At 63.5% G+C, this 18,789-nt stretch carries 19 protein-coding genes and 1 pseudogene; 10 read left to right on the top strand and 10 right to left on the bottom strand.

What is annotated here, in order from left to right:
- Positions 1 to 305: 305 nt before the first annotated feature.
- From GRQ65_RS02580 to GRQ65_RS02565, 4 genes are all read right to left on the bottom strand, one after another.
- On the bottom strand, positions 306 to 935 hold the full coding sequence (locus GRQ65_RS02580) for an MT-A70 family methyltransferase (protein WP_160874805.1): 630 nt from the start codon (positions 933 to 935) through the stop codon (positions 306 to 308).
- Between the two features lie 555 nt (positions 936 to 1,490).
- Positions 1,491 to 1,889: a hypothetical protein gene (locus tag GRQ65_RS02575; RefSeq protein ID WP_160874803.1), complete on the bottom strand. Its 399-nt coding sequence runs from the start codon at positions 1,887 to 1,889 to the stop codon at positions 1,491 to 1,493.
- Between the two features lie 250 nt (positions 1,890 to 2,139).
- Positions 2,140 to 2,316, bottom strand: coding sequence for a hypothetical protein (locus GRQ65_RS02570; protein WP_160874801.1), 177 nt, complete (start codon positions 2,314 to 2,316; stop codon positions 2,140 to 2,142).
- A gap of 316 nt (positions 2,317 to 2,632) precedes the next feature.
- Entirely contained in the window at positions 2,633 to 2,935 is a 303-nt protein-coding gene (locus tag GRQ65_RS02565; RefSeq protein WP_160874799.1) for a hypothetical protein, read from the bottom strand.
- Positions 2,936 to 3,117: 182 nt separating this feature from the next.
- On the opposite strand from GRQ65_RS02565, the gene GRQ65_RS02560 reads away from it, so the two are divergent.
- The 3 genes from GRQ65_RS02560 (at position 3,118) to GRQ65_RS02550 (ending at position 5,622) form a co-directional block, all read left to right on the top strand.
- Positions 3,118 to 4,017 (top strand): hypothetical protein, encoded by a 900-nt coding sequence (locus GRQ65_RS02560; protein WP_160874797.1) that lies wholly within the window; start codon positions 3,118 to 3,120, stop codon positions 4,015 to 4,017.
- A 78-nt stretch (positions 4,018 to 4,095) separates the two neighbouring features.
- On the top strand, positions 4,096 to 5,241 hold the full coding sequence (locus GRQ65_RS02555; protein ID WP_160874795.1) for a hypothetical protein: 1,146 nt from the start codon (positions 4,096 to 4,098) through the stop codon (positions 5,239 to 5,241).
- Between the two features lie 138 nt (positions 5,242 to 5,379).
- Positions 5,380 to 5,622, top strand: a complete 243-nt coding sequence (locus GRQ65_RS02550; protein ID WP_160874793.1) for a helix-turn-helix domain-containing protein — start codon at positions 5,380 to 5,382, stop codon at positions 5,620 to 5,622.
- A gap of 369 nt (positions 5,623 to 5,991) precedes the next feature.
- Here the strand turns inward: GRQ65_RS02550 and GRQ65_RS02545 are convergent, their stop codons facing one another.
- From GRQ65_RS02545 to GRQ65_RS02535, 3 genes are read right to left on the bottom strand one after another with little or no spacing between them, the layout of a single operon-like run.
- Complete coding sequence (locus GRQ65_RS02545; RefSeq protein ID WP_160874791.1) at positions 5,992 to 6,840, bottom strand: DUF4186 family protein; 849 nt, start codon at positions 6,838 to 6,840, stop codon at positions 5,992 to 5,994.
- On the bottom strand, positions 6,837 to 8,219 hold the full coding sequence (locus GRQ65_RS02540) for a helix-turn-helix domain-containing protein (RefSeq protein ID WP_160874789.1): 1,383 nt from the start codon (positions 8,217 to 8,219) through the stop codon (positions 6,837 to 6,839). Before GRQ65_RS02540 ends, GRQ65_RS02545 begins: the two co-directional genes overlap by 4 nt.
- Positions 8,216 to 8,647 carry a DUF6932 family protein gene (locus tag GRQ65_RS02535; RefSeq protein WP_160874787.1) on the bottom strand — a complete coding sequence of 144 codons (432 nt, stop codon included), beginning with the start codon at positions 8,645 to 8,647 and terminating at the stop codon, positions 8,216 to 8,218. The genes GRQ65_RS02540 and GRQ65_RS02535 overlap by 4 nt, the downstream gene beginning before the upstream one ends.
- Positions 8,648 to 9,133: 486 nt before the next feature.
- On the opposite strand from GRQ65_RS02535, the gene GRQ65_RS02530 reads away from it, so the two are divergent.
- Together GRQ65_RS02530 and GRQ65_RS22425 are read left to right on the top strand one after the other, a co-directional pair.
- Complete coding sequence (locus GRQ65_RS02530; protein ID WP_160874785.1) at positions 9,134 to 9,718, top strand: hypothetical protein; 585 nt, start codon at positions 9,134 to 9,136, stop codon at positions 9,716 to 9,718.
- A gap of 1,095 nt (positions 9,719 to 10,813) precedes the next feature.
- Positions 10,814 to 11,185: pseudogene (locus GRQ65_RS22425) on the top strand (leucine zipper domain-containing protein); the annotation flags it as partial.
- A gap of 47 nt (positions 11,186 to 11,232) precedes the next feature.
- On the opposite strand, the gene GRQ65_RS02520 reads toward GRQ65_RS22425, so the two are convergent.
- Together GRQ65_RS02520 and GRQ65_RS02515 are read right to left on the bottom strand one after the other, a co-directional pair.
- Positions 11,233 to 11,760: an AAA family ATPase gene (locus tag GRQ65_RS02520; RefSeq protein ID WP_160874781.1), complete on the bottom strand. Its 528-nt coding sequence runs from the start codon at positions 11,758 to 11,760 to the stop codon at positions 11,233 to 11,235.
- Positions 11,761 to 11,782: 22 nt separating this feature from the next.
- Complete coding sequence (locus tag GRQ65_RS02515; RefSeq protein WP_160874779.1) at positions 11,783 to 12,319, bottom strand: ASCH domain-containing protein; 537 nt, start codon at positions 12,317 to 12,319, stop codon at positions 11,783 to 11,785.
- 244 nt (positions 12,320 to 12,563) lie between these two features.
- Between GRQ65_RS02515 and GRQ65_RS02510 the strand changes: the two genes are divergently transcribed.
- Positions 12,564 to 12,974, top strand: coding sequence for a hypothetical protein (locus GRQ65_RS02510; RefSeq protein ID WP_160874777.1), 411 nt, complete (start codon positions 12,564 to 12,566; stop codon positions 12,972 to 12,974).
- Positions 12,975 to 13,225: 251 nt separating this feature from the next.
- Positions 13,226 to 14,167, top strand: a complete 942-nt coding sequence (locus GRQ65_RS02505; RefSeq protein WP_160874775.1) for a hypothetical protein — start codon at positions 13,226 to 13,228, stop codon at positions 14,165 to 14,167.
- Here GRQ65_RS02505 and GRQ65_RS02500 read toward each other — a convergent pair.
- Positions 14,164 to 15,117, bottom strand: coding sequence for a hypothetical protein (locus GRQ65_RS02500; RefSeq protein ID WP_160874773.1), 954 nt, complete (start codon positions 15,115 to 15,117; stop codon positions 14,164 to 14,166). The two genes, GRQ65_RS02505 and GRQ65_RS02500, sit on opposite strands and share 4 nt — an antisense overlap.
- A 105-nt stretch (positions 15,118 to 15,222) precedes the next feature.
- On the opposite strand from GRQ65_RS02500, the gene GRQ65_RS02495 reads away from it, so the two are divergent.
- The 3 genes from GRQ65_RS02495 (at position 15,223) to GRQ65_RS02485 (ending at position 17,413) form a co-directional block, all read left to right on the top strand.
- The gene (locus GRQ65_RS02495) at positions 15,223 to 16,185 is read left to right on the top strand and encodes a hypothetical protein (RefSeq protein ID WP_160874771.1); all 963 of its coding nucleotides are present in this window, start codon (positions 15,223 to 15,225) and stop codon (positions 16,183 to 16,185) included.
- Between the two features lie 10 nt (positions 16,186 to 16,195).
- The gene (locus GRQ65_RS02490; RefSeq protein WP_160874769.1) at positions 16,196 to 16,864 is read left to right on the top strand and encodes an RES family NAD+ phosphorylase; all 669 of its coding nucleotides are present in this window, start codon (positions 16,196 to 16,198) and stop codon (positions 16,862 to 16,864) included.
- Between the two features lie 201 nt (positions 16,865 to 17,065).
- The gene (locus GRQ65_RS02485; protein WP_160874767.1) at positions 17,066 to 17,413 is read left to right on the top strand and encodes an Lsr2 dimerization domain-containing protein; all 348 of its coding nucleotides are present in this window, start codon (positions 17,066 to 17,068) and stop codon (positions 17,411 to 17,413) included.
- The last annotated feature ends 1,376 nt before the right edge of the window (positions 17,414 to 18,789 follow it).

Below are 18,789 nucleotides of genomic sequence, written 5' to 3'. Positions count from 1 at the left end.
CTTGAGCGGCCGTGGGAGGTGCAGCTGCGAGAACACCCAGCCCGATCCAGGATCGGTGGCCCGGCGCCGAGCGAGCGGTTTAGGACCGGTCATGTCGCGGCTCCGGGGGAGTGGCGTGGGCCTTGGACGTGTCTGGTGCACCTTCCGCGGACACGTCCGCTTGGGCTGCTGCCTCGGCCTGAGCGCGTGCCAGCGCCAAACCGATGTAGGCCCGCGAGAGCTTCTTGGTGTCGGGGACTTCGCGCCGCTCGCCTCGAACGCGGAGTCGACGGTCCTCTTGCCGGACGCGGTCGGTGGTGCGCTTCCTACGCCGAGGCACGAGAACCTCCTGCGCTCGTGTCACCGGTGATGTGACGCTGGTCGGACGGCACCGGGTAGCCCGGAAGGACGACGTCGGCGTCGACCTCGTTGCCCCACACCGACCAGTCGGCCCGCGACGGCGGCTGGCGCCGCGCAAACAGCTCTAGGTAGGGACCCTCGGAGATCCGCTCGATGACGGCGTACTGCTCCTCGGGCTTGTGCGAATGGTCCTGCAGTGGCGCGAACATCCACGTCGGCTGCGCCTTGAACTGCACCGGGGCGTTACCTCGGGTGCCGAGAAGCAAGTGCTCCGTGGCGTTCCGCAGGTAGTTGCCGAGTCCCAGTCGCGGCTTGATCCACGTCAGCGGCGAGCGTGGCGTGAATCCCCACGCCTCCATGACGTCGTACGCGGCCCGGAGCGTGGCGTTGGTGGCCCACAGCCACAGATGTGCATCCGGTTCCGACAGATCGGCCACCGGCATCTTCTTGATCCGGTTGAGCGACATCAGCTTGTAGTGCGCCGAAGCGCCGAGCTGACCCTTCTGCTGGATATCCCACGGCGGGTCCGCAAGGATCGTTCGAAAGGTACGACGAGCCCCCGGCTCCTCGTCGGCAGTAGCAATTTGTGTTAACATGCAGAAGCTCCTTCCTGCCGCACATAGTCGTTACAGCCGACAATCGGTGCGGTCTTCAGAATTAGGTTGATTTGATGACCAGCCAAGAACGAGGGGAGCGTTCCTGGGGTGCTATCACTTAAAAAGCATCCCGGGCTTAATTGCAATACCTGGGGTTAGCGACGCGTCGACCGACGTGACAACCGACGCGACAATCCCTCCACCTGATGAAACTGCTTGATTCCGCGCGCTTCGGTAGCGGCGAGAATCTGTTGTGAAATAGACATGTCCCACTGAGGTTGGGCTGTCGGCCAGGCGTTCTCTCGAAAACTCCCGGCTTGGCGGACCACCTGCGCCAAGGGCCTTCAGTTGCCGTCGAGCCGCCCCGGACCCAGGTCCGCCAGCGCCGCCATTCCAATGCGATGCCGGCGGACCGCGGAGCATTAGCGTGCCCGCACAGCGCGCCACCGCGAAGCAGCTCTGCGGCAACGACAGTGGTGGCCCCGAGCGTCCGAGACCCGCTGAAACCAGTAGCCGCACTCTCGCTCGAACGCCGCGATCTCAGACAGCTCCTCGTCACCCTCTCCCGCGTCTTTTGCGTTGCAGTGCTTCAGCGACCTCGGTGAGGATTCGTTCGTCGATGCCGTGCACCTGGGCGGCGCCCAGCAGCTTTGGACTGTCGAGCGGGTACTCCGACAATGCTTCGAGCGCCCGGGAGCTTTGCAGCTCGGATACCGCGACCTCGAACGGTGAGACGGTCAGGAGCGTGCGGACCGGCTCACGTGCTTGATGGAGCGAGCGCTCGAGATCGCTGTCATCGACAGGTGAAAGCAACCGGCCGACGTGCGCTCGGTCGGCTCTCGGGAGCCCCAGTTTCGGCCCTTCGCTGAGCAGCCGCTCGAATGCCGCCTGCTCGCGTTGCGCTTCTAGCAGCGCACCCATGATAAAGCTCATCCGCTGGTTCTCGCAGACCATGGCGTCACCACCTGCTTCGGCGAACCAAGATGGCTGCGACGTAGCCGACGGCCACAATTACCGCGCCTCCGGCCGCGTATGGCCAGAGCGGCAGCACGTGCACCCGCAGCAAGTGCGCCGCGACGGACGCCGCGACCGCGAGCAGCACAAGCGACCAGGCCCACGGCAGGAACCCGCCGCCGCTAGCCATGGAGGCGGCTTCCCAGCGCGCGCACCAGCTGGCTTGGGCAGGCGGTGACCTCCGGCCGCGTCAGTCGACGATGTTGCGCCACGACTGTCCCACCGCGTCGTTCATCTGGCGCCGAGCCACCCGGGCTGCAGCCTCGAGCTGCGTGAAGGGATTGCGAGCGATGCGGGCACGACGCCGCCCCTGAACCGCGAGCAGCAACGCCGCCGGGCCGAGAACCCCGAGCACCACGATGACCACCCCGACCACTGTCATGACCACCATCCGAGCGGCCCGTTGCCCTCCAGGAGCCGGAGGCGCTCGCGCAGCGCGACGTCCCCGCCAGCCAGTTCATCGGCGAGAGTCGCCACCTGGCGGGCGGCAGCGGCCGCGTGGACCCGCAACTCTGAGGCCAACGCCTCTCGGTCTGCTTCCTTCATATCCCGCAAGCGCGAGGGCTCTTCGTCGGCAACCTCTGCAGGGCGCGACCGCGTCCAGGCAGTAGCGAGCGAGCCGGCGAATGCCCCCACCAGTGCGCCGGCGGTCGGGCCTGCCGCCCAGACCAGCAGCTCCGGAGTCACAGGTCGAAGGCCGATCCGCTACCGCGCTGGATCTGCTCGGCCTTGGCGATGAAGCCCAGTTCGATCCGGGTCAAGACCGCGTTCAGCGTCTCGTCATTGGCCGCGAGCGCGCGGCGGTACCCGTCGATGTCGACGACTCGTTCCATGATGCGACCGGTCAGCGCGGCCTCGGCATCGACGCGTGTGGCCGTCAGTCGCGTACCCAGCACGATGCCGGCCTGGGCGCGGGCGAACTCCCGCTCCTGCTTCGTTGGGAGCAGACCCGGACGGACCGCCTGGTCCCGTACAACCTCGTTCATCTCAAATTTCCCTTCTCTGTTCCCGCCGGACTGGCGGGTGCGAGATGGACGCTAGGAGCGAACGCCGTCCGTAGGGTGCATGCAGACGGAGTTGGAGTTCGGAGGTGGGCAAGTTGGAGTCACGCACGCCGAGAGCGGCTCCAGTACCCTCCGGGCGCAGCCGAGCGTACGAACCCGAAGACGTGCTCTACGACCTGCTGCTCCTGCGGAAGGGACCCGGCTACACCGCCGCTCGGCTGGCCAAGCGAACCGATCTCGTCGCCTGCTTGGGTGGCGCTCATGAGCCCTCGAACGTGCTTCGAGAGCGTCTGGAGTCAGCGATCTACTCTCTGCGTGTCGCCGACGCAGACCTCCTGCTCGACATCTTTGCGCTCACCCCGCGAATGGAGGGGGTTACCCAACTCGGTCTCCGTCGCGATGCAGTCGCGCAGCGCCTCGGGATCACCAGGGAGGCTGTGGCCGACCGAGACGCCGCCGCAACAACGCGGCTGCAAACGCAACTCCTGACGGGTTGGTATCCAAAGTCGCCGACGGGCCTGCGGATAACCGAATCCCACAACGGCTTCTTGCATCACTCGGTGCGCATCACCACCGTTGTCCGCGACCGAAAACACCTCGAGACCCGGCATCACTACCGGCTACTCGCCCTGTTCGACGGGATCGAGTACCTCGCGATCTCCGCTGCAGGCTGGGATCCGCCCGTGGCGCTGAGCCCTAACTTCCGGCTAAGCACAATCGAGACAGCGGGCGGACAATCACACCAGTTCTGGCACGCAGCACCAATGCAACGGGGTTACGTGTACGACCTCAGCTTTCGGGTGCCGAATGCAGATCAGAACGACCCCTACTGGTTGACCGAGGAAAGTCTGGCCTTCCACGAGCCGACACGGTTCGCCGAGTTCGAAGTGATGTTCATCGGGCAAGCGCCAGCGGCCGTGTGGAAGGTCGACGGTATGACTGCCCTGGAGCGACCAGGCGAACCGTCGAAGGCAACCTTCCTGCCAACTGGATCGTCGACAGTGCATGCGCGGTTTCGAGATGCCTACGGGGGTCTTTTCTACGGCATCGCTTGGGATTGGTAAGCGATGCGGCCATAACCTTCTAATGGCAAACGGGAGCCTTCCAAAGCGCGCATTAATTGTGCATAATGTAGTTTATTCATGCGAAAGCGATCACTGTTCGACCAGATCTACAAACTCCGGCTTCTGCTAGTCGGTCTGACTCTTTTTGGCTCCGGATTGCTACTGGCAGCACTGGGGGAGTGGCTCGACCGCGGTGATTTCAACCACCTGCTGGTAGCGGTCGTGAACGGGCTCGCCGACGTCTTGGTCGTTACCGGTGCGCTTGGCCTAGCCTTAGACTTTTTCGTTGGGCAAGCAAAGGACGAAGCCGACCTCGAACGGAACCGGGCCGTCGTTCGCGAACTCGTCCCTGACTTCACCGACGCCGTCGTCAAGGGGTTCGCCGGCGCCCCAGAGGACCTCGAGCGAGTCGCCACACCTGAGCTCCTCGATCAACTGGCAACGAACGCGCTCGCCCTACGACTCGGCGACACCCAGTTCGCAAGCGAGCTGTACGCCGATCTCCGCGACCAAGCGATTCGAGCGCCCGAACGGTGGCACGACGCTCAGGTCCGCGTCTGGCTGCACAGTTCGGACGAGCCGTCTTCGACTGGTGCCGAACTCTTTGACGTACTTGTCGAGTGGGAGTACACGACGATCCCTACCCACCCGGTGCAGCGCTTCGCCTGCGTCTCAGACCGCGAGGAGTTCCACGAGCTGGTCAGCGACGTTCCCGCGACGCTCACCTGGTTCATGACCGCGCGCGACGGCCTGATCGCCGCCGAGCAACGCAACTACGAACTGCTCACCTTCTCCGTCGACGGAGCTGAACGCCCGATCCGCCGCTCTCAGCGTGCACAGGGCCAGACCTACAGTGCCGCGATCGGGGAGGACATAGTTGCCGCCTGCAGGCCCGTCCGCATTCGTCAGCTCTACCGAACCGTCACACCGAAGCACGGACACCGCCTCTACTTCGAGGTCGGGCAACCTACGAGACAGTTCTCGCTCGAGGTCGACTACACCGACACCGATATCGCGCAGATGAGCGTCACTGAACTGGTAAGCAGTAGCCACCGTTCGCGGGTCAGCCAGATGCCACAGCAGGTCGACGCCCGCGTTCTGGGTGTCGACCTGCCGGGATGGCTCCTCCCAAAGTCGGGATTCGCCTTCGTCTGGACGCTCGTCAGCGAGCAGCCAGCCACGAGCGCAGACGGTATGCCGTCCGCTCGATCCAAGACTGCTTGACGAGGTGCTGGGTGAAGTCGCCGCCGCTCATGACCGGTCTCCTAAAGGTCTCCTGATTGCCGCCCGGGCCGCCCGGGCGCGCCCATGCTACTTATAAGTATGTAGACCCTCAAGTAGCAGGCCGGAACGGTTGCAGATGTGGCCGAGGGGGATCTGCAACGGGCGGTGGGAGAGAACCTCCGGCGTATCCGCCTCGAGCTGGGTCTCTCGCAGGAGGCTTTCGCTGAGGTGCTGGGTTTTCACCGGACTTATATGGGCGGACTGGAGCGCGGGGAGCGGAACCTGTCGCTGCGGAGCGTGGAGCGGCTCGCGCATTCCGTGGGGGTGAACCCCTTGTCATTACTAACGACTCAAGCAAGACACGGCACTACTGGTATGTAGCGCTATAGTCGCGCGACGAGCACGTTGCTGAGGCCCATGTCGGCAGGCGCGCGAGATCGGGCCGCGCCCGGGTCTTAGGTTTTGTCGCGACCACCCGAAATCAGCAGCGGTACTACTGATAAGCTGCGCATGTTTGGTTTGTTAAGAGGTGCGGGGGCCCGTGGAATGATGACGTATCTACGATCGTCGGTCGGTATCTTCAGCGCAGTTATCGGCGCCATGATGCTGACCGGCGCGGATTGGGCGGCCATTCGACCGCTCGTCGGCGCTGGCCTGATGGTGATGGGGTTCGGCTTGGTCTCTAGTCCGTGGCTCGATAAGAACCAAAACTAGTCAGTTTCCTCGACCACCTCGACATTGGACGTGGCGCTAGACCGCCGGATCGAGGTGGCGCTCCACTATCAATCCTCGGCGGACAGCCGAGACCTGGATGCTGCTGCTCAACGGCACGAGCAGGCCCGCGGGATCGATGCCGTCTGCAAGCGCCGAAAAGGCGTGGTCGTCATAGCGCTCCTTGTCTCCTCCTGCGAAGAGGAGCGAGCGGCGGATGCTCGGCACCGCGTCTGCCGGCTCCAGCGGCAGATCGGGCAGCCGGATTGCGATGAACGCCTGGGCGGCCTTGATGACATGGGCAAGTTGCGCCTCGGAAAGCGGCGTGACCTTGTCGCGCGGCGTGCCGTGCCAGTACGCGGCACAGTTGCGACAGCAGGTGGCAGTTGCGTGCTGGGCGTAGGCCACCATGTTGCCCGCGTATGCCGCGCCCCGGCCGCTGTAGATGTTGGTCGGGTCCATGGCGCGGCTGACCTGAGCGGCAACGCGGTCGCGGAGCTCCCTCGAGCCTGCGCGCAGCGCCTGGTTGAACGCCCACTGATCGATGGGGACCTGCCAGTAGTGAGCGCGAATGAGCTCGGACTGCTGCAACCGACAGGTTGCTATGAGGCCCGCATCATCGGGCGACTGCCCAAGCGACCCGGCGGCACTCGCAACCACCACGCCGCAGTCACGGCACGCTCCCGGCGACGGCCGCTGCTCGCCGCGGTACGCCGGCCGCAGATGGTCGAGACAATGCCGTCCGTGTCGACACGACGTCATCGTGCACTTAATCCGCAGCGGGACTAGCCCGCGCCCGGCGGGCTCCCCCGCGATGGTCTGCTGCATGTCTGCTATTTCTTGGCGGATCGCCGCGAGGACGTCCGGGGCGAGGTCGTGCTGGTTCATAAGCCAATCCCGTCAATAAGAATGTCCCGGTCTAGGGAGTCCAATCTGGTTAAATCGACGTAGTCAAACAAACAATTGCGAACAATGAGCCAGGCGTCTTCGGTGCCGGAGTGCAATTGAGTCGCCGTCGGCCACCAATTGACGCCAGATTGGCCGGTGCGAGCGGCGACGTGATCCGCGAACAGGCCGAGCGAGACATTGCCCGCCGCCGCGACCGCAGGCACCTCGTCAACCAATCGCGCCGCCTGGCCACCTGCGCGTTGCACCGCAACCCGCACCATTGCCTCCGCGGTCGGTCCAAGGAGCAGCTCGGCGGCGAAGTCGTCCGCGGCGCGCTCGGCCGGCTGCTCGCGCCATTCGGCAACTGGCAGGTCAGCCTCGAGCACTGCCCCCTCCGACGGATTGTCCGCGTGGTGCAACTCGTGAGCCAGCAGGAACGCCCAGCGGTCGGGACTGCGGAAGGTGTTCTTGAGTCCAATCACGGGGCGGCCCTCGATGCGCCAGCAAGCGCCGTGGAACGCCCCGCGGTCACGAAGCGGCAAGACCGGCACGCCGTGTTCCCAGGCCACCCGCGTGAGCGACTCCAGTGGGCGTTCGACGAGGTCATCCCCTAGCCGTGTCCGGAGTTCGGCCGCACTCGGCAGCGGCCGGTACTCCTGCGTGCAGACACGCAGCAACAACCGCGCCAAGTACTCGGCGAAGACGGCGTAGCCGTTCAGCGCCTCTCGATTCGCTGTTCGCGTCGCGCGGAACGCGGCCAGACTCGTCCGCGGCGGGATGTCACCGGTGATGGCGCGGGCGATGTCCAGATCGAAGATGCGAGCGGCGCGGGCAGCAGCAATCATCCATCCATGCGTTGGGGCGTCATCGCTTCCCTGTCCAAAGAAGCGTCGACTCAATGTCTCGCTGCTGAGTCCAATACCTCGTAGCCCTCGTCGGAGAGCAGCGCCATTGTTTGCCGCAGCGGGCAACCCGACTTCACCGTCGAAGGTCACGTCCAGTGCGGTCATTACCTCCTGCAATCGCCCCACACTGGCCCCCGCGTAGTCGCTGGCCTCGTAGCGCTGCACCTGCTGCTCACGGAGTCCAAGTCGCTCCGCGAGCTCGCGCTGCGTGAGGCCAAGGGCGATGCGTGCTCGCACGAGCGAACGTGGCAGGTCCGCGAGGTTTGCTACCGCTGTGACTGAGGCGGTCGAGGCCTGCAGGGCAGCGTAATCGGCCAGCTCGAGGTCAAGGTCCATGATCTGGGTGTTCAGGGATGCAGCACTGGCTTGCTTCTGCCAGTCGGGCGCCGACGACGCATCAATCTCGTCCAGTGCCTGTCTGAGTCGCATTCGCTGCGTACGTGTCACCCGCCGTTGCCGTTCATTGCGGATCACGACACCTCCCCGGGGTTGAAGCGGATGATGCCTTTGGCGGTGCCGTCTCGACAAACCTGGAAAAAATCGACAAACGCCATACCCGAGCCTCCCTCGACGCCGTTGATGAAGATGTCACCCAAGTATTTCGCCTTCGCGGCAGCTCGCGTCCGCGGGTAGTTCAAGAGCAGCGGATCGACCAGTCCGCCGTCGACGCCGGTCGGGTCCCAGCAGGCGTCATAGTCACCTGGTCGGCCCTTATCGGTGACGAAGCTGCCATCGAGCCAAATAGCTCGACAGCCCGCTCGGGCGAGTCCGAGCGAAAGCTGGCGAAGACCCGCGAGCTGAACCTGACGGGTGGCGTTGTAGCCGAAGGTCTCAACCACATCGGACCAAGACCCGTCGTACACACCTGGCGGCAGCATGCCGTCGGTCAAGTCTGGGAACACGACACAACACTATCATTGTGTTGAGCAAGACGGTGGTCCGCGTCGAAGGTGTGTTCGACCAACCTGCTGCCGGGACGGAGCAAAGGGCGGCCCCCTGTGACAGCCCGGGTGGGCGGCCCTCGATCGTTCGCGGGGCCGTTCCAACCTTGAAGTAGGGCCGTCGGCAGCTCGCTGTTCGCTACCCAGAGATAAGTGCGAACAGCACTGGGGTTCACCTCGCGACCCGATCGGCCACTCCTCCTGGACTAGGTTGTCGCGGCGGCGGTGGACATGGAGCTAGCGGAGGCGCGGCTACGTGAGGCTGTCGTCCAGACACATGGCGGTGGCGCCTCTTATCGCATGGTCGCCGACGTGTTGGGTGTCAGTCGACAAGCTGCGTGGGAGCGGTTCGGCAGAGCCCGGACCGACAAGCCCTGGCCGAGGGGTTCTCGGAACCAACGTGGCAAGAGTGTTGGCGCTGGTCGATTGGCTAGGCAGCATTGCCTCATGATCGTCTCAGCCGCCGCGGTCGGCGCACCTGCTTCGCTACCTGCCGCCCCCATCTACGCAGCCCTCATTGCCGGTGCGCTTGCGCTGCTCGTGCAAGTCGTGATCAAGCTTTGGGAAGCGCGAAGCAAACTAGCTGACCGGAAGTACGAGGTACTCATTCAGTACTTGGTTACCGCCGACGACTTCGAGGCGGTGGTTGCTCGAATGAATGCGCTCAAGGTCCAAGCACAGCAGACAGTAGGCGACCCGGCCACTTCTGTCGTCAAGGTCCTGCAGAAGGAACTTCAACTAGTCACGACCAGAGCTGCACGCCTGCAGGACAAACGCGTTGAGGTCGAGGCAGGACTCCTGCTCACCTTCAGCGACCGCACGACGGAACTCGCGCAGGCTTGGCGCAGCACCGCCTCGCTGTACGCATCGAAGCAAAAGACTTACGACGAGTACGAGATGGCGCGGTCTGGCTTCCTCGACGCCGCTCGGGACGAGGTTCGCGCGACTCGTAGTGTCGGGCCCACGGCCTTGAGGTACCTGTGGCGGCGCCGCGCAGGTAACCGGGAAGGGTTACCGCCGACGAGCCACTGACTCTCGAATCCGCCTCAAGAGTCCCGGTGCTACCGGAGCCGGCTGTCGCAGGGCCTCGAGAATCAGCTTGCGGGGCGGGCGCGCGACGGACTGTCGGAGGTACGCCTGGAGCTCGAAGTCCAGCGAAACGCTGATCTGCGCTACTTTCGTAGCGTTCGCGGGCTCCGCAAGTTGCTGCTCGATCTCCTCGGTGAGCTGACGAGTCTCCTCGAGGTTTCGCTGATTGCTGTTCTTTGCCACTTCGCGGAGTCACCTTCAGGTCGGACCGGGATCTCTACCCGGATGCTGCGACGGAGTCGATCATGTTCAGCAGGCAAAGTGCAGGTTGCCACACCGTCGGCAAAATTGACAAAGGTTGACTTCGCCTGCTAAGGCGCGCAGACTGAAACGAATGAATGGACTGTACTCATCGGCTTTGGAACTTGCCCAATGACGATGAGACATGCCGTCGTTCAAAGTCTACTTGTCCCGAGTCGGCAAGCTACGCTCACCGCAAGCGCGACTCGCCGAGGAGACTCTGATGCATGGAACGTTGACGACGGCGAGAATCGGGCGAGCATTCTCGGTGAGTAAAGAGTCGCGCCGACTTCGGCTGGTACAGAGCGAGGGCAGCCCCTTCGAGGACCTCGCCGGTTCATGGGCACCCGACCTTACGATCTCGTTTCCCCGGACTGTCTGGTTAGCAACCATTCGACGGAGCGCCCGCTTCTCCATTGACGTCTCATGTAGCAACACTCCTCCCGATACATGCTTCGACGACCTAGTGCGACAGAAATTGCGGGGACGTCAGCCAGCGATCGGACGCTATCAGCACGCCTACGGTATGCAATTCCTGGCAAACGGGTCGGATGACCAAGAGCGAGCTGCGGTTGTCCACTTCTTCGAAGGTGTTCTTGGAGCGCTGGCGCTAGATGATTCCGATGTGCTCGACCTGGGTTTCGTGGCAGTACCGCGCGAAGCTGACCAGCCGTCCCCTGGCCTCTAGGTGTACTGACCACGGCCGCTAGGTACGGCGTGGCTGTTGTGCGATGACGAAGACCTCCGGGTGAGGTGCGAAGCGACCAAGCATTCGCATCTCGCAAACCGGAGGTCTTCGTGTCCCACGCTAACGCTCAGTTGACACCTGCGGGTCGTCTGCGCCTGGCCCAGCTCGTGGTGGACAAGGGCTGGGCGCCGTGCCGCCGTGCCGCCAAACGGCGGAATTGCTCGGTGACAACCGCGAAGCGGTGGGTCGACCGCTACCGTGCCGAGGGCCGGGCGGGGATGGTCGACCGGTCCTCGCGTCCTAGGACCTCTCCACGGCGCACACCGTCGCGGGTCGAACGGCGGGTGCTCGGGCTGCGGGTCGCTCGCCGCTGGGGACCCGCACGGATCGCCGACCGCCTGTGGACGGCGGTCTCGATGGTGCAGAAAGTTCTGCGCCGCTTCGATTGCCCGCCGCTGTCGCGGACCCGATCCCGCGACCGGCTGGCCAACTCCGATACGTGCGGCAGGACCATCGAGGTCTGCCGCGATCAGCCGAGGGTCGTCACAGGTCCTGTGATGTCCCGTTTGGCCGCATTAGCGATGCGAGCGGCGACGAGCGACACAGAGGAATGATCGGTGTTTATCACCACATCTGCCGTTCGCTCGAGGGCATAAAGACCCCGCTCAACCTCATGCGCCCGCTGTTGCGTGACCTCGCCACTACGCAAACGGAGCCGTTGCGCAGCCACCGCGGGCGACACCCGCAGGAACACGGACACAGCACCGGGCAGCCGCTGCTTGAGGGCTTCCTGCACGCTGACATGGCGAACACCGTCGACGACCAGGGGTTCGGCTCTACCCGTCACAAGCCGGGCGACCCAACCCGCGGGACCGTGCACAGCCAGAAGTTCCTGTCCGAGGTCCTGTAGAACCGTCCGACTGGCACTGTCGAGCTGTCGCGCCGTTGCTTCTGCTCTTACTAGGTCGCCGAAGGAGCAGGTCGAGAAGAGATAGTCGTCTTGCAGGACATGCGCCACGCTCGACTTGCCGCTGCCCATCGTTCCGCTGAGGAGCACCGACCACCGTGACGGTTGCTGACTAAAATAGCGCTGCATCGGCGCGCGTACGTGCGGTGGGTTCGAAGGTTAGCCACGCCTGACGTCCGCGCTTCTGGATGAGCAACGGCGCGATTGGTTTAACATCGCGCAACCAGAGCAGCGAGGCGTAGCGCGCCTCGCACTTAGTTGCGGCGTATCCAGACTCGTAGCTCAGGCCTTCTTGATGTTGTGCTACCAACTGATTGAGCGCTCCTGGACGGCTCAACTGCTGAAACGCAACCGTAGCCACTTCAGCAATCGCAACGACCGCACCGCCTGATCGTTTAAAGAGAATGACGTCACCTGAACGTGCTCGGTCGAACGGGACAATGTTCACTTTCGTCAAGCGGGATTCAATATACTTATCACCACGCTGAATCTTCGCCAGATAGGGCTCGACCATCACCGCCACATGCACGCGTACCAAGACGTGGTCAGACCAGGCTTGTAGCTCCTCGAGCTTCAGCGCACCTGCCTCTGGTGATTGGCGCTCCTCGATCAATGCCTGGATGCGTGTTAGGGCGCTCATGGTCATCATTATGTCCCTTCTTGTCCTGCGGCGGAAGGTGGGGCCAGTCCGCCGCGGGCCAGACGATGATTCCGACGGTAGCGCCGTTCCGATCGCCGGCATCGACGACACGCTTCACAGTTGGACGCTTCGACGGCGAGCGTCAGCCCTATGTAACAAGACGGATCCGGAAGCTCCTTCCCAACGACGAATTGATACACTTACTGCGCATGTGTTGTCAATTACACAATTGACTATAAACACCCGCAGGACCATGCTTAAGAATATTGAAGCGCTAGCACCACAATACGAAGACGGTCTAACTCGCGAGGAAAAGCACGAGCTACTTGGCGTGCTGTCTGAATATTTCACTATTCATGAGAGTCCGCTAACCGCGTTGGACGTAATCACGCCATGCACGCCGAAGCAATCCAGCGCTCTTGAGCTCGAGCTCGACGACGTCCGCTACAGCGCGACCCTCGACGAGACCACGACGGCAATCGGAACGTCGCATACCCGCTACGCACAGTGGGCGCTGCGTCATCTTATGACTCGATGGGAGTTCGCTGGCTGGCTCGTATCAGCCAATGGCTACTTGGATGCTCTCGAACCAGTGCGGGCGACTTCAGCGCGAGACTTCATGCGTGCTGTATGGGCTGAGCGCCACGCAGCAGACATGGCGTGATCTGCTGCTGCTAGCACGCCGCGGCCGCTACGGTGGCTACCGAGGCAAGGCCCATCGGTGAAGGCAGCGTGATGAGCTCCGATAGAAGTTACGAGACTCGTGTCGTTACGGCACTAACCGACGCACAGGGCCGCACTTGGACGGAACTGTTGCACCGCGTCCCCGGCGCGCCCCCGGAGGTAGTTGCCCGGTGTCTGGACCTGATGGGACGGCGTCCGCCAGTGGGTCGGGTTCGGGAGCACTCTCCTCCGGTGCTGCCCGAACTCCATCCCCTGTTGTACGAGTGGTACTTCACCGGCCACGGTGCTGAGGTTGTCGCCGAGCACGCCCGAGGGGCGGGGTCGCGCTGGTTGACCGTCGGGACCCCCAGTGTGGCCAGCGCTTTGGTGGGCACGCCGGGCTCACTCGCCCTCATCGATGCGAACGACGCGGTGACACTGCGGTTCCCCAACCTCGTGGGCGCAGCGCAGGTTCTGATAGGTGAGGTCGCGGCAGTCATCGGGCGAGCCCTGCCCTCGGACGTTGTCATCGTCGACCCGCCGTGGTATCTGGCTGATGTGCAGCGCTGGCTCTCATTGGCCTCGCAGCAGGTCGACAGCGGCGGCACAATCATCACCACCTTGTTTCCCGAACTCACTCGCCCGAGCGCAGGTCGTGAACGCGACAACCTATTAGCCGCGTGCCAGCGACTAGGGCGCGTTGAGCTGCGGACAGCGGCCGTGACGTACCGCACGCCTCGTTTTGAGCTCGAGGCACTAAAAGCGCTGCAATTGCCGGACCCAGGTGATTGGCGCGTCGCCGATTTGCTCATTATCCGAGACGTGCAACGGCCAGCAGCAGCCGTGGCGCCGGATTCGGCGTCTTTTCACCGTGGACTCGTGGGGTGGGAACGGTTCGTTATCGGTCCCCAGGTGGTCTTCCTCAGTCAACGTCACAGTGCCGCAGACGCACCTGCTTCGGTTGTGCCGATTGTAAGTTGCCCCGGGCATGTGCTTACGAGTGTCAGCGAGCGTGATAGCCGGCGAGCACTGGTCAGCGTCTGGACATCACGCAACCGCGTTGCGACCGTGCTGGACCCGCTGCAAGTTCGCGGCTGGCTGCAAGCGCTGGCGCGCGGCGAACCAGCCGCCGTGACGGCTGCGGCGCAGAAGCGGGCAGATGCTCAGCTGCTGCTCGATCTCATCGCGGACTAGGCCCGCTGTCCAGCCTCCTCAGTCCAAAGCGTCACGAGCTGTTCCTGAACCTCCAGTGCGGCCTGATGGTCGGTGCGCATGCGCGGCCGCGTGGGCGAGAACGGAAACACGCGGAGCGGCACTGTTCGTGCAACAATCCCGGGGGAGCGACGCTCAAGCTCGTCCTGCAAGCGTCCAATTACCGTTGCTGGCTGCAGCGGTACCTCAGGAGCGGTCAGCGTGATGTACAGCCAGAGCGAGGGAAACCGTTCGGCGATACGGGTGAGCAGGTCCAGTTGGCGTTGAAATAGCTCAGGATGAGCGCCGGTGTTGAATGCGAATGACTCGCCGTCAAACCCCTTGAGACACCCAACGCGGCCGTACCCGGGGTGCCCGGCAAGGAAGTCGATGTCGTCGTCGCTGAGAAAGCGGAACAGGTAGTCGTTGGATAGGTTGTCGTCCGACCACAGAAAGGTAGTGCTGTCGGCCCCGCGGCGTTTGAGGTGTCGAAGGGTCCACAGCGGCCATTCCGGTGCAAGGTCTGGTTGGCCACCGGAGAGATCGAGGATTGCCGGACGGTCAGGCACAGCGAGATACTGGTCGACGAGGGACTCGGCGCTGACCCATGTCGATCGGTTCTCGTCGGCCCGTAACAGATTGAACGGCACGAAGCAGTACCAGCATCGCCAATTGCATGCCGCATTCTGGAAAACTTGGGCAAAGACCGAGTCGGCGAGCGGCACGTTGAGATGGACGCTTGCGGGCATGCTGGGTAGCGGGTTCGAGGGCCAACCGCCGCCTTGATCTTGGGCAAACCGGTGCACCCGGCCAAGACCGCCACAGTTCGCTGGCAGGGTGATATCCGCCGCCTGATCCGATACATCGAGCCGGCTGATGAGCAGTTCGTGACTCTCGACGCGAACTGACGCGCTTCGAAGCGTCTGACTGGCTGCGTCGGTGTCGATCACCATGTGTCACTCCAGCGAACCTGAATGGGGAGAGCGGCTGGGCTGATGCAAGCTTGAGGCAAGTAGGCGCTCCATGTCAGTCTAGCGGCCAGCGGCTATCGTGAGCGTGTGAATGCAGCTGTCACGCCTCTGCCCGATGTCACGCGGCGGCGACGAGGCCGGTCGCACAGCGAACGTCTGGTGGTCACGATCGCTGGCGAGGTGGACGCCGGCAAGCGGGCGCTAGCAGATCTCCTCGACGATGACTTCCCCGGCGCGCAGACGGTTAGTTTCGCCGAAGCCGTACACAATCGAGCCGGTGGCGATGCCCCAGCGGATATCTTGCGGGTAACGGGGCAATCGTGGGTCGAGTCCGACCCCGACGGCCTCATCGACACGGTGCTGCGGCAGGTCCGCGACGACGCCCAGCTGTTGATCATCAACAGCGTTCACCACTATGAGATTCAAGAGCGCCTGCGTCAGCGATTCTCCGACCGCAATAATCTCTTGGTACTGCTCAAGAAAAGTGTACACGATGGAATGGCGAAAATTCGTGACTTGAGTGAAGTTAACATGAACCTCGACGCTGACGTCAATCGCCAATTGCTATCGCACGCCGACCTCATTCTTGATGCGTCACGCTCAGTCGCCGAGAACGCCTTGCACATCCAGCAACTGGCACGCAGTGCCGGTCGTCGGGATCAGGTGGGACCCTTGTTTGTCGACGGGTACACGCTCGCCGAAAAGCGAGACATCTTGAACGAAGTAACTGCTGAGTTCGAGTTGTTGTTGCCGTCTGATATCGCCCGGTTGACGGGCCGGGACCAAGAGTGGGTTAAGCAGATCCTGGGCGACGGGCGTCTCCTTTCGCTTGCCTTTGCTGGCATGCCGCTTGTGCCACGGTTCGCGCTCGACGCCTCGGGTATTCGGCCTGCAGTGGCTGAGGGGTGGTCTGCGCTGCGGCCGGTGATGTCAAGTTGGGAGTTTGTCGGCTGGTTGCTGAGCGAAAACGGCGAGCTTGATGCACGTCGGCCAGTTGACGTAGATGGAAACGAGTTCCGTCGGGCAGTGCAGGCGGAGCTGATCCAGTAGTCTTGCGCCGATGTCGTTCCTCGTGCCGCCGCCGCCAGCCAACTTGGCAGATCTCGCACAGTGCCAGTTGCTGCCGGCGGAGTCGGTCCTCTATCGGACGCACAGCCGGCTTGTGCCAGCCCTCGGGTTCAACGACCGGTACGGGGCCGGTGGGCGCTTTCACTTCTTCGACAACGACCGGGGTGCGACTGTCGGTGTCTTGTATGCTGGCGAAACGCCAGCATGCGCGATCTTTGAGTCTGTGTTTCACGATGTACCAGTTACGCCGAGTAAGAAGCGGTTCCGCGGCTCGCGGCTCATCGGCCGAGACCTCTCAATGCTGACGACCGCGGCGGCTCTCGATCTCGTTTTGGTCGAGTTCCACGATCCCGGCTTGCAAGCGCTTGGCCTACGCCCGGAGCGGATCACCGCCACCACCAGTCGCCACTATTGGCGCACCGTAGCGTGGGCAAAGGCCGTTCACGCGCAGGTGGACTGGGCCCAAGGCTTGGTGTGGATGAGTGCCCGCTCGAACACGGCAAAGTCCTACGTCCTATTCGAGGACCGCTTAGCAGCGAGTCCGTTCGCGGACAGTGACCGCTTGCATAAGCTGGACCAGCTGGACGGGTGGACCCTGGTCCGTGACCTTGGCGCGGCCGCCAATATTGTCGTAAGTTGTCCATCAACCGTCGTGCTCTAGCGCAGGTTGTGCGCCCCGGTGGTGCCTTGAGGGCGGTTCCTCGAAGCATTCTGGCCTGCGCTGGCCCGAGCTAGCGACGTAGATTTCGATCTGCTTTGACGTTCGCGACTGGCTCAAAGCGTGGCGACCCTAGCTGGTGGCACGTCCGAGAACTGGGTAAGCGCGAACTCCTTCGGGCCTAGAAGTGGTATAAACTCTTCCGTGGCCCAACGCGTAATCACCCAGCTCGTAGACGACATCACCGGCGAGGACATTGCCGACGGTAAGGGAGAGACTGTCACCTACTCCCTCGACGGTCAGCAGTACTCCATCGACCTCACCACCAAGAACGCCGACAAGTTCCGTGGCCTCTTCCAGGACTACATCGCCGTGTCCCAGAAGCAAGGCCGCAAGTCCTCAACGCGCAGCTCATCCCGCACCCAGGCAGCAGCAACCGACGGCCCCTCCGCCAAGGATCTCCGTGACTGGGCAAAGAGCAATGGTCTCGACGTCCCCGAGCGCGGCCGCATCCCGCAAGCCGTCCGCGACGCCTTCGACTCCGCGAACTAACGCCCCAGGCGAGTTGCGCCCAGCGGTCCATAACGACGACGCTGGGCGCAGCCCGCTGCTGTGGGCCGCTTTGACATTTAAGTCGACGCGCTCTGCATATCGCTTTGGGGTCATTGCTAGTTTCGTCTCCGCGCGCTTCCTGCCGCGCCCACGTCCCCTACTGCTGTTCTTTGCGCCAGGGTCTGGGTGTCCTCCGAGCTGTCGGTCTCGGTCGCGCGGCAGCTCGAGTCCGGTCGGCGGCTCGCCGAGGCGCGTCGGTGGACCGTTGTCGGCGAGTTCGTCGACGACAGAGTGTCCGCCACCAAGCGCTTCCCCAGCCAGCGCGTAGGCTCGTCGCGGCGCGAGAGTGGTGCGACGCGGTAGTTATCTGGAGATTGACCGGCTTCCGCGGCGAACCCCCATGGACCCGGGGTCGTGCTGGACCAAGATCGAGCCCGCATCGACTGGGTGCGGGGCACGGCGTCCCGTGCCCTCGCTGGCGACTCAATGGCCTCGATTGCCCGCTGGCTCGACGGCGAATGCACGCCGCTGCCCAGACAGGGCAGGAAGCTGATGGAACAGCGCAGATGGTGTTGCAGTAGCGATGAGCAGCGACGGACTGTATTCGCTGTTCAACTTAAGCGCCTGGTCATCCACCGCGGCGCGGGAAGGCGGTACATCTATCCCGACCGGGTCGAGCTGACCTGGCGTACGGGCGCCGAGCTGGTGCACCCGAGCGAGTGGTTCAGCAAGGGTCTAGCGTCCCCCCGCCGCCGCAGGACGTCTCAACCATCGAGGCCGCCCACCTCACCGGGCTGACTGTGACCGACATTCTTCGGGCGGCACCGGCAGGCCGGATCAAGCAACGGTAGCATACCAACGGGGGAGGCCGTCGTTGCGTCGCTTGGTCGTGAGCGTGCACTGGTCGCGGAGGATTAGTTCGGCCGCTGGGCAGCAACAGCTCAGGCCAGTCGCCCTTTGCTGACCCGACTGCGCCCGATCGAGCCGAACGGCGGGACGCATATCCCTATGTACAGCCGCATGCGATCGGCGCGTTTTCTCGGGAACTGAGACCACGGCGCCTGCCGCCCCGTGACCCATCGCATCGTTTCGGCCAAGTAACGAAAAGTTTGGCTCTGCCCAATCCAAGACCGCGGTTCGATAGTCACAATGGGCCATTGACGGATCGTGCGTCTAGTCCAATTGGCGGATTGCCAGTGGATCGTCTTGTAAGCGTTCTCAGGTTCCTCTTAGCGTGCGCACAGCCAGCGTTTGCCGGCAGCGAGTGGTCGGAGGACCCGCCGTGCCTGTCCGAAATTTCATTCAACGCGCTGTGGTACCCGTGCTGCTCGCGCTTGTGGCCCAGCTTTTCGGCGTTACGGCGGTTGCGTCGCCGG

The sequence above is a fragment of the Nocardioides flavescens genome (assembly GCF_009823805.1).
GTDB lineage: Bacteria > Actinomycetota > Actinomycetes > Propionibacteriales > Nocardioidaceae > Nocardioides > Nocardioides flavescens.
The sequence above is the reverse complement of the archived record's forward strand: the minus strand, read 5'-3'. Positions and strand labels throughout refer to the sequence as shown.

What these genes read in the sequence shown, in the direction of transcription:
- GRQ65_RS02580 (WP_160874805.1), bottom strand. Translation starts at nt 935, where the DNA reads ATGTTAACACAAATTGCTACTGCCGACGAGGAGCCGGGGGCTCGTCGT.
- GRQ65_RS02575 (WP_160874803.1), bottom strand. Translation starts at nt 1,889, where the DNA reads ATGGTCTGCGAGAACCAGCGGATGAGCTTTATCATGGGTGCGCTGCTA.
- GRQ65_RS02565 (WP_160874799.1), bottom strand. Translation starts at nt 2,935, where the DNA reads ATGAACGAGGTTGTACGGGACCAGGCGGTCCGTCCGGGTCTGCTCCCA.
- GRQ65_RS02555 (WP_160874795.1), top strand. Translation starts at nt 4,096, where the DNA reads ATGCGAAAGCGATCACTGTTCGACCAGATCTACAAACTCCGGCTTCTG.
- GRQ65_RS02545 (WP_160874791.1), bottom strand. Translation starts at nt 6,840, where the DNA reads ATGAACCAGCACGACCTCGCCCCGGACGTCCTCGCGGCGATCCGCCAA.
- GRQ65_RS02530 (WP_160874785.1), top strand. Translation starts at nt 9,134, where the DNA reads ATGATCGTCTCAGCCGCCGCGGTCGGCGCACCTGCTTCGCTACCTGCC.
- GRQ65_RS02515 (WP_160874779.1), bottom strand. Translation starts at nt 12,319, where the DNA reads ATGATGACCATGAGCGCCCTAACACGCATCCAGGCATTGATCGAGGAG.
- GRQ65_RS02510 (WP_160874777.1), top strand. Translation starts at nt 12,564, where the DNA reads ATGCTTAAGAATATTGAAGCGCTAGCACCACAATACGAAGACGGTCTA.
- GRQ65_RS02500 (WP_160874773.1), bottom strand. Translation starts at nt 15,117, where the DNA reads ATGGTGATCGACACCGACGCAGCCAGTCAGACGCTTCGAAGCGCGTCA.
- GRQ65_RS02490 (WP_160874769.1), top strand. Translation starts at nt 16,196, where the DNA reads ATGTCGTTCCTCGTGCCGCCGCCGCCAGCCAACTTGGCAGATCTCGCA.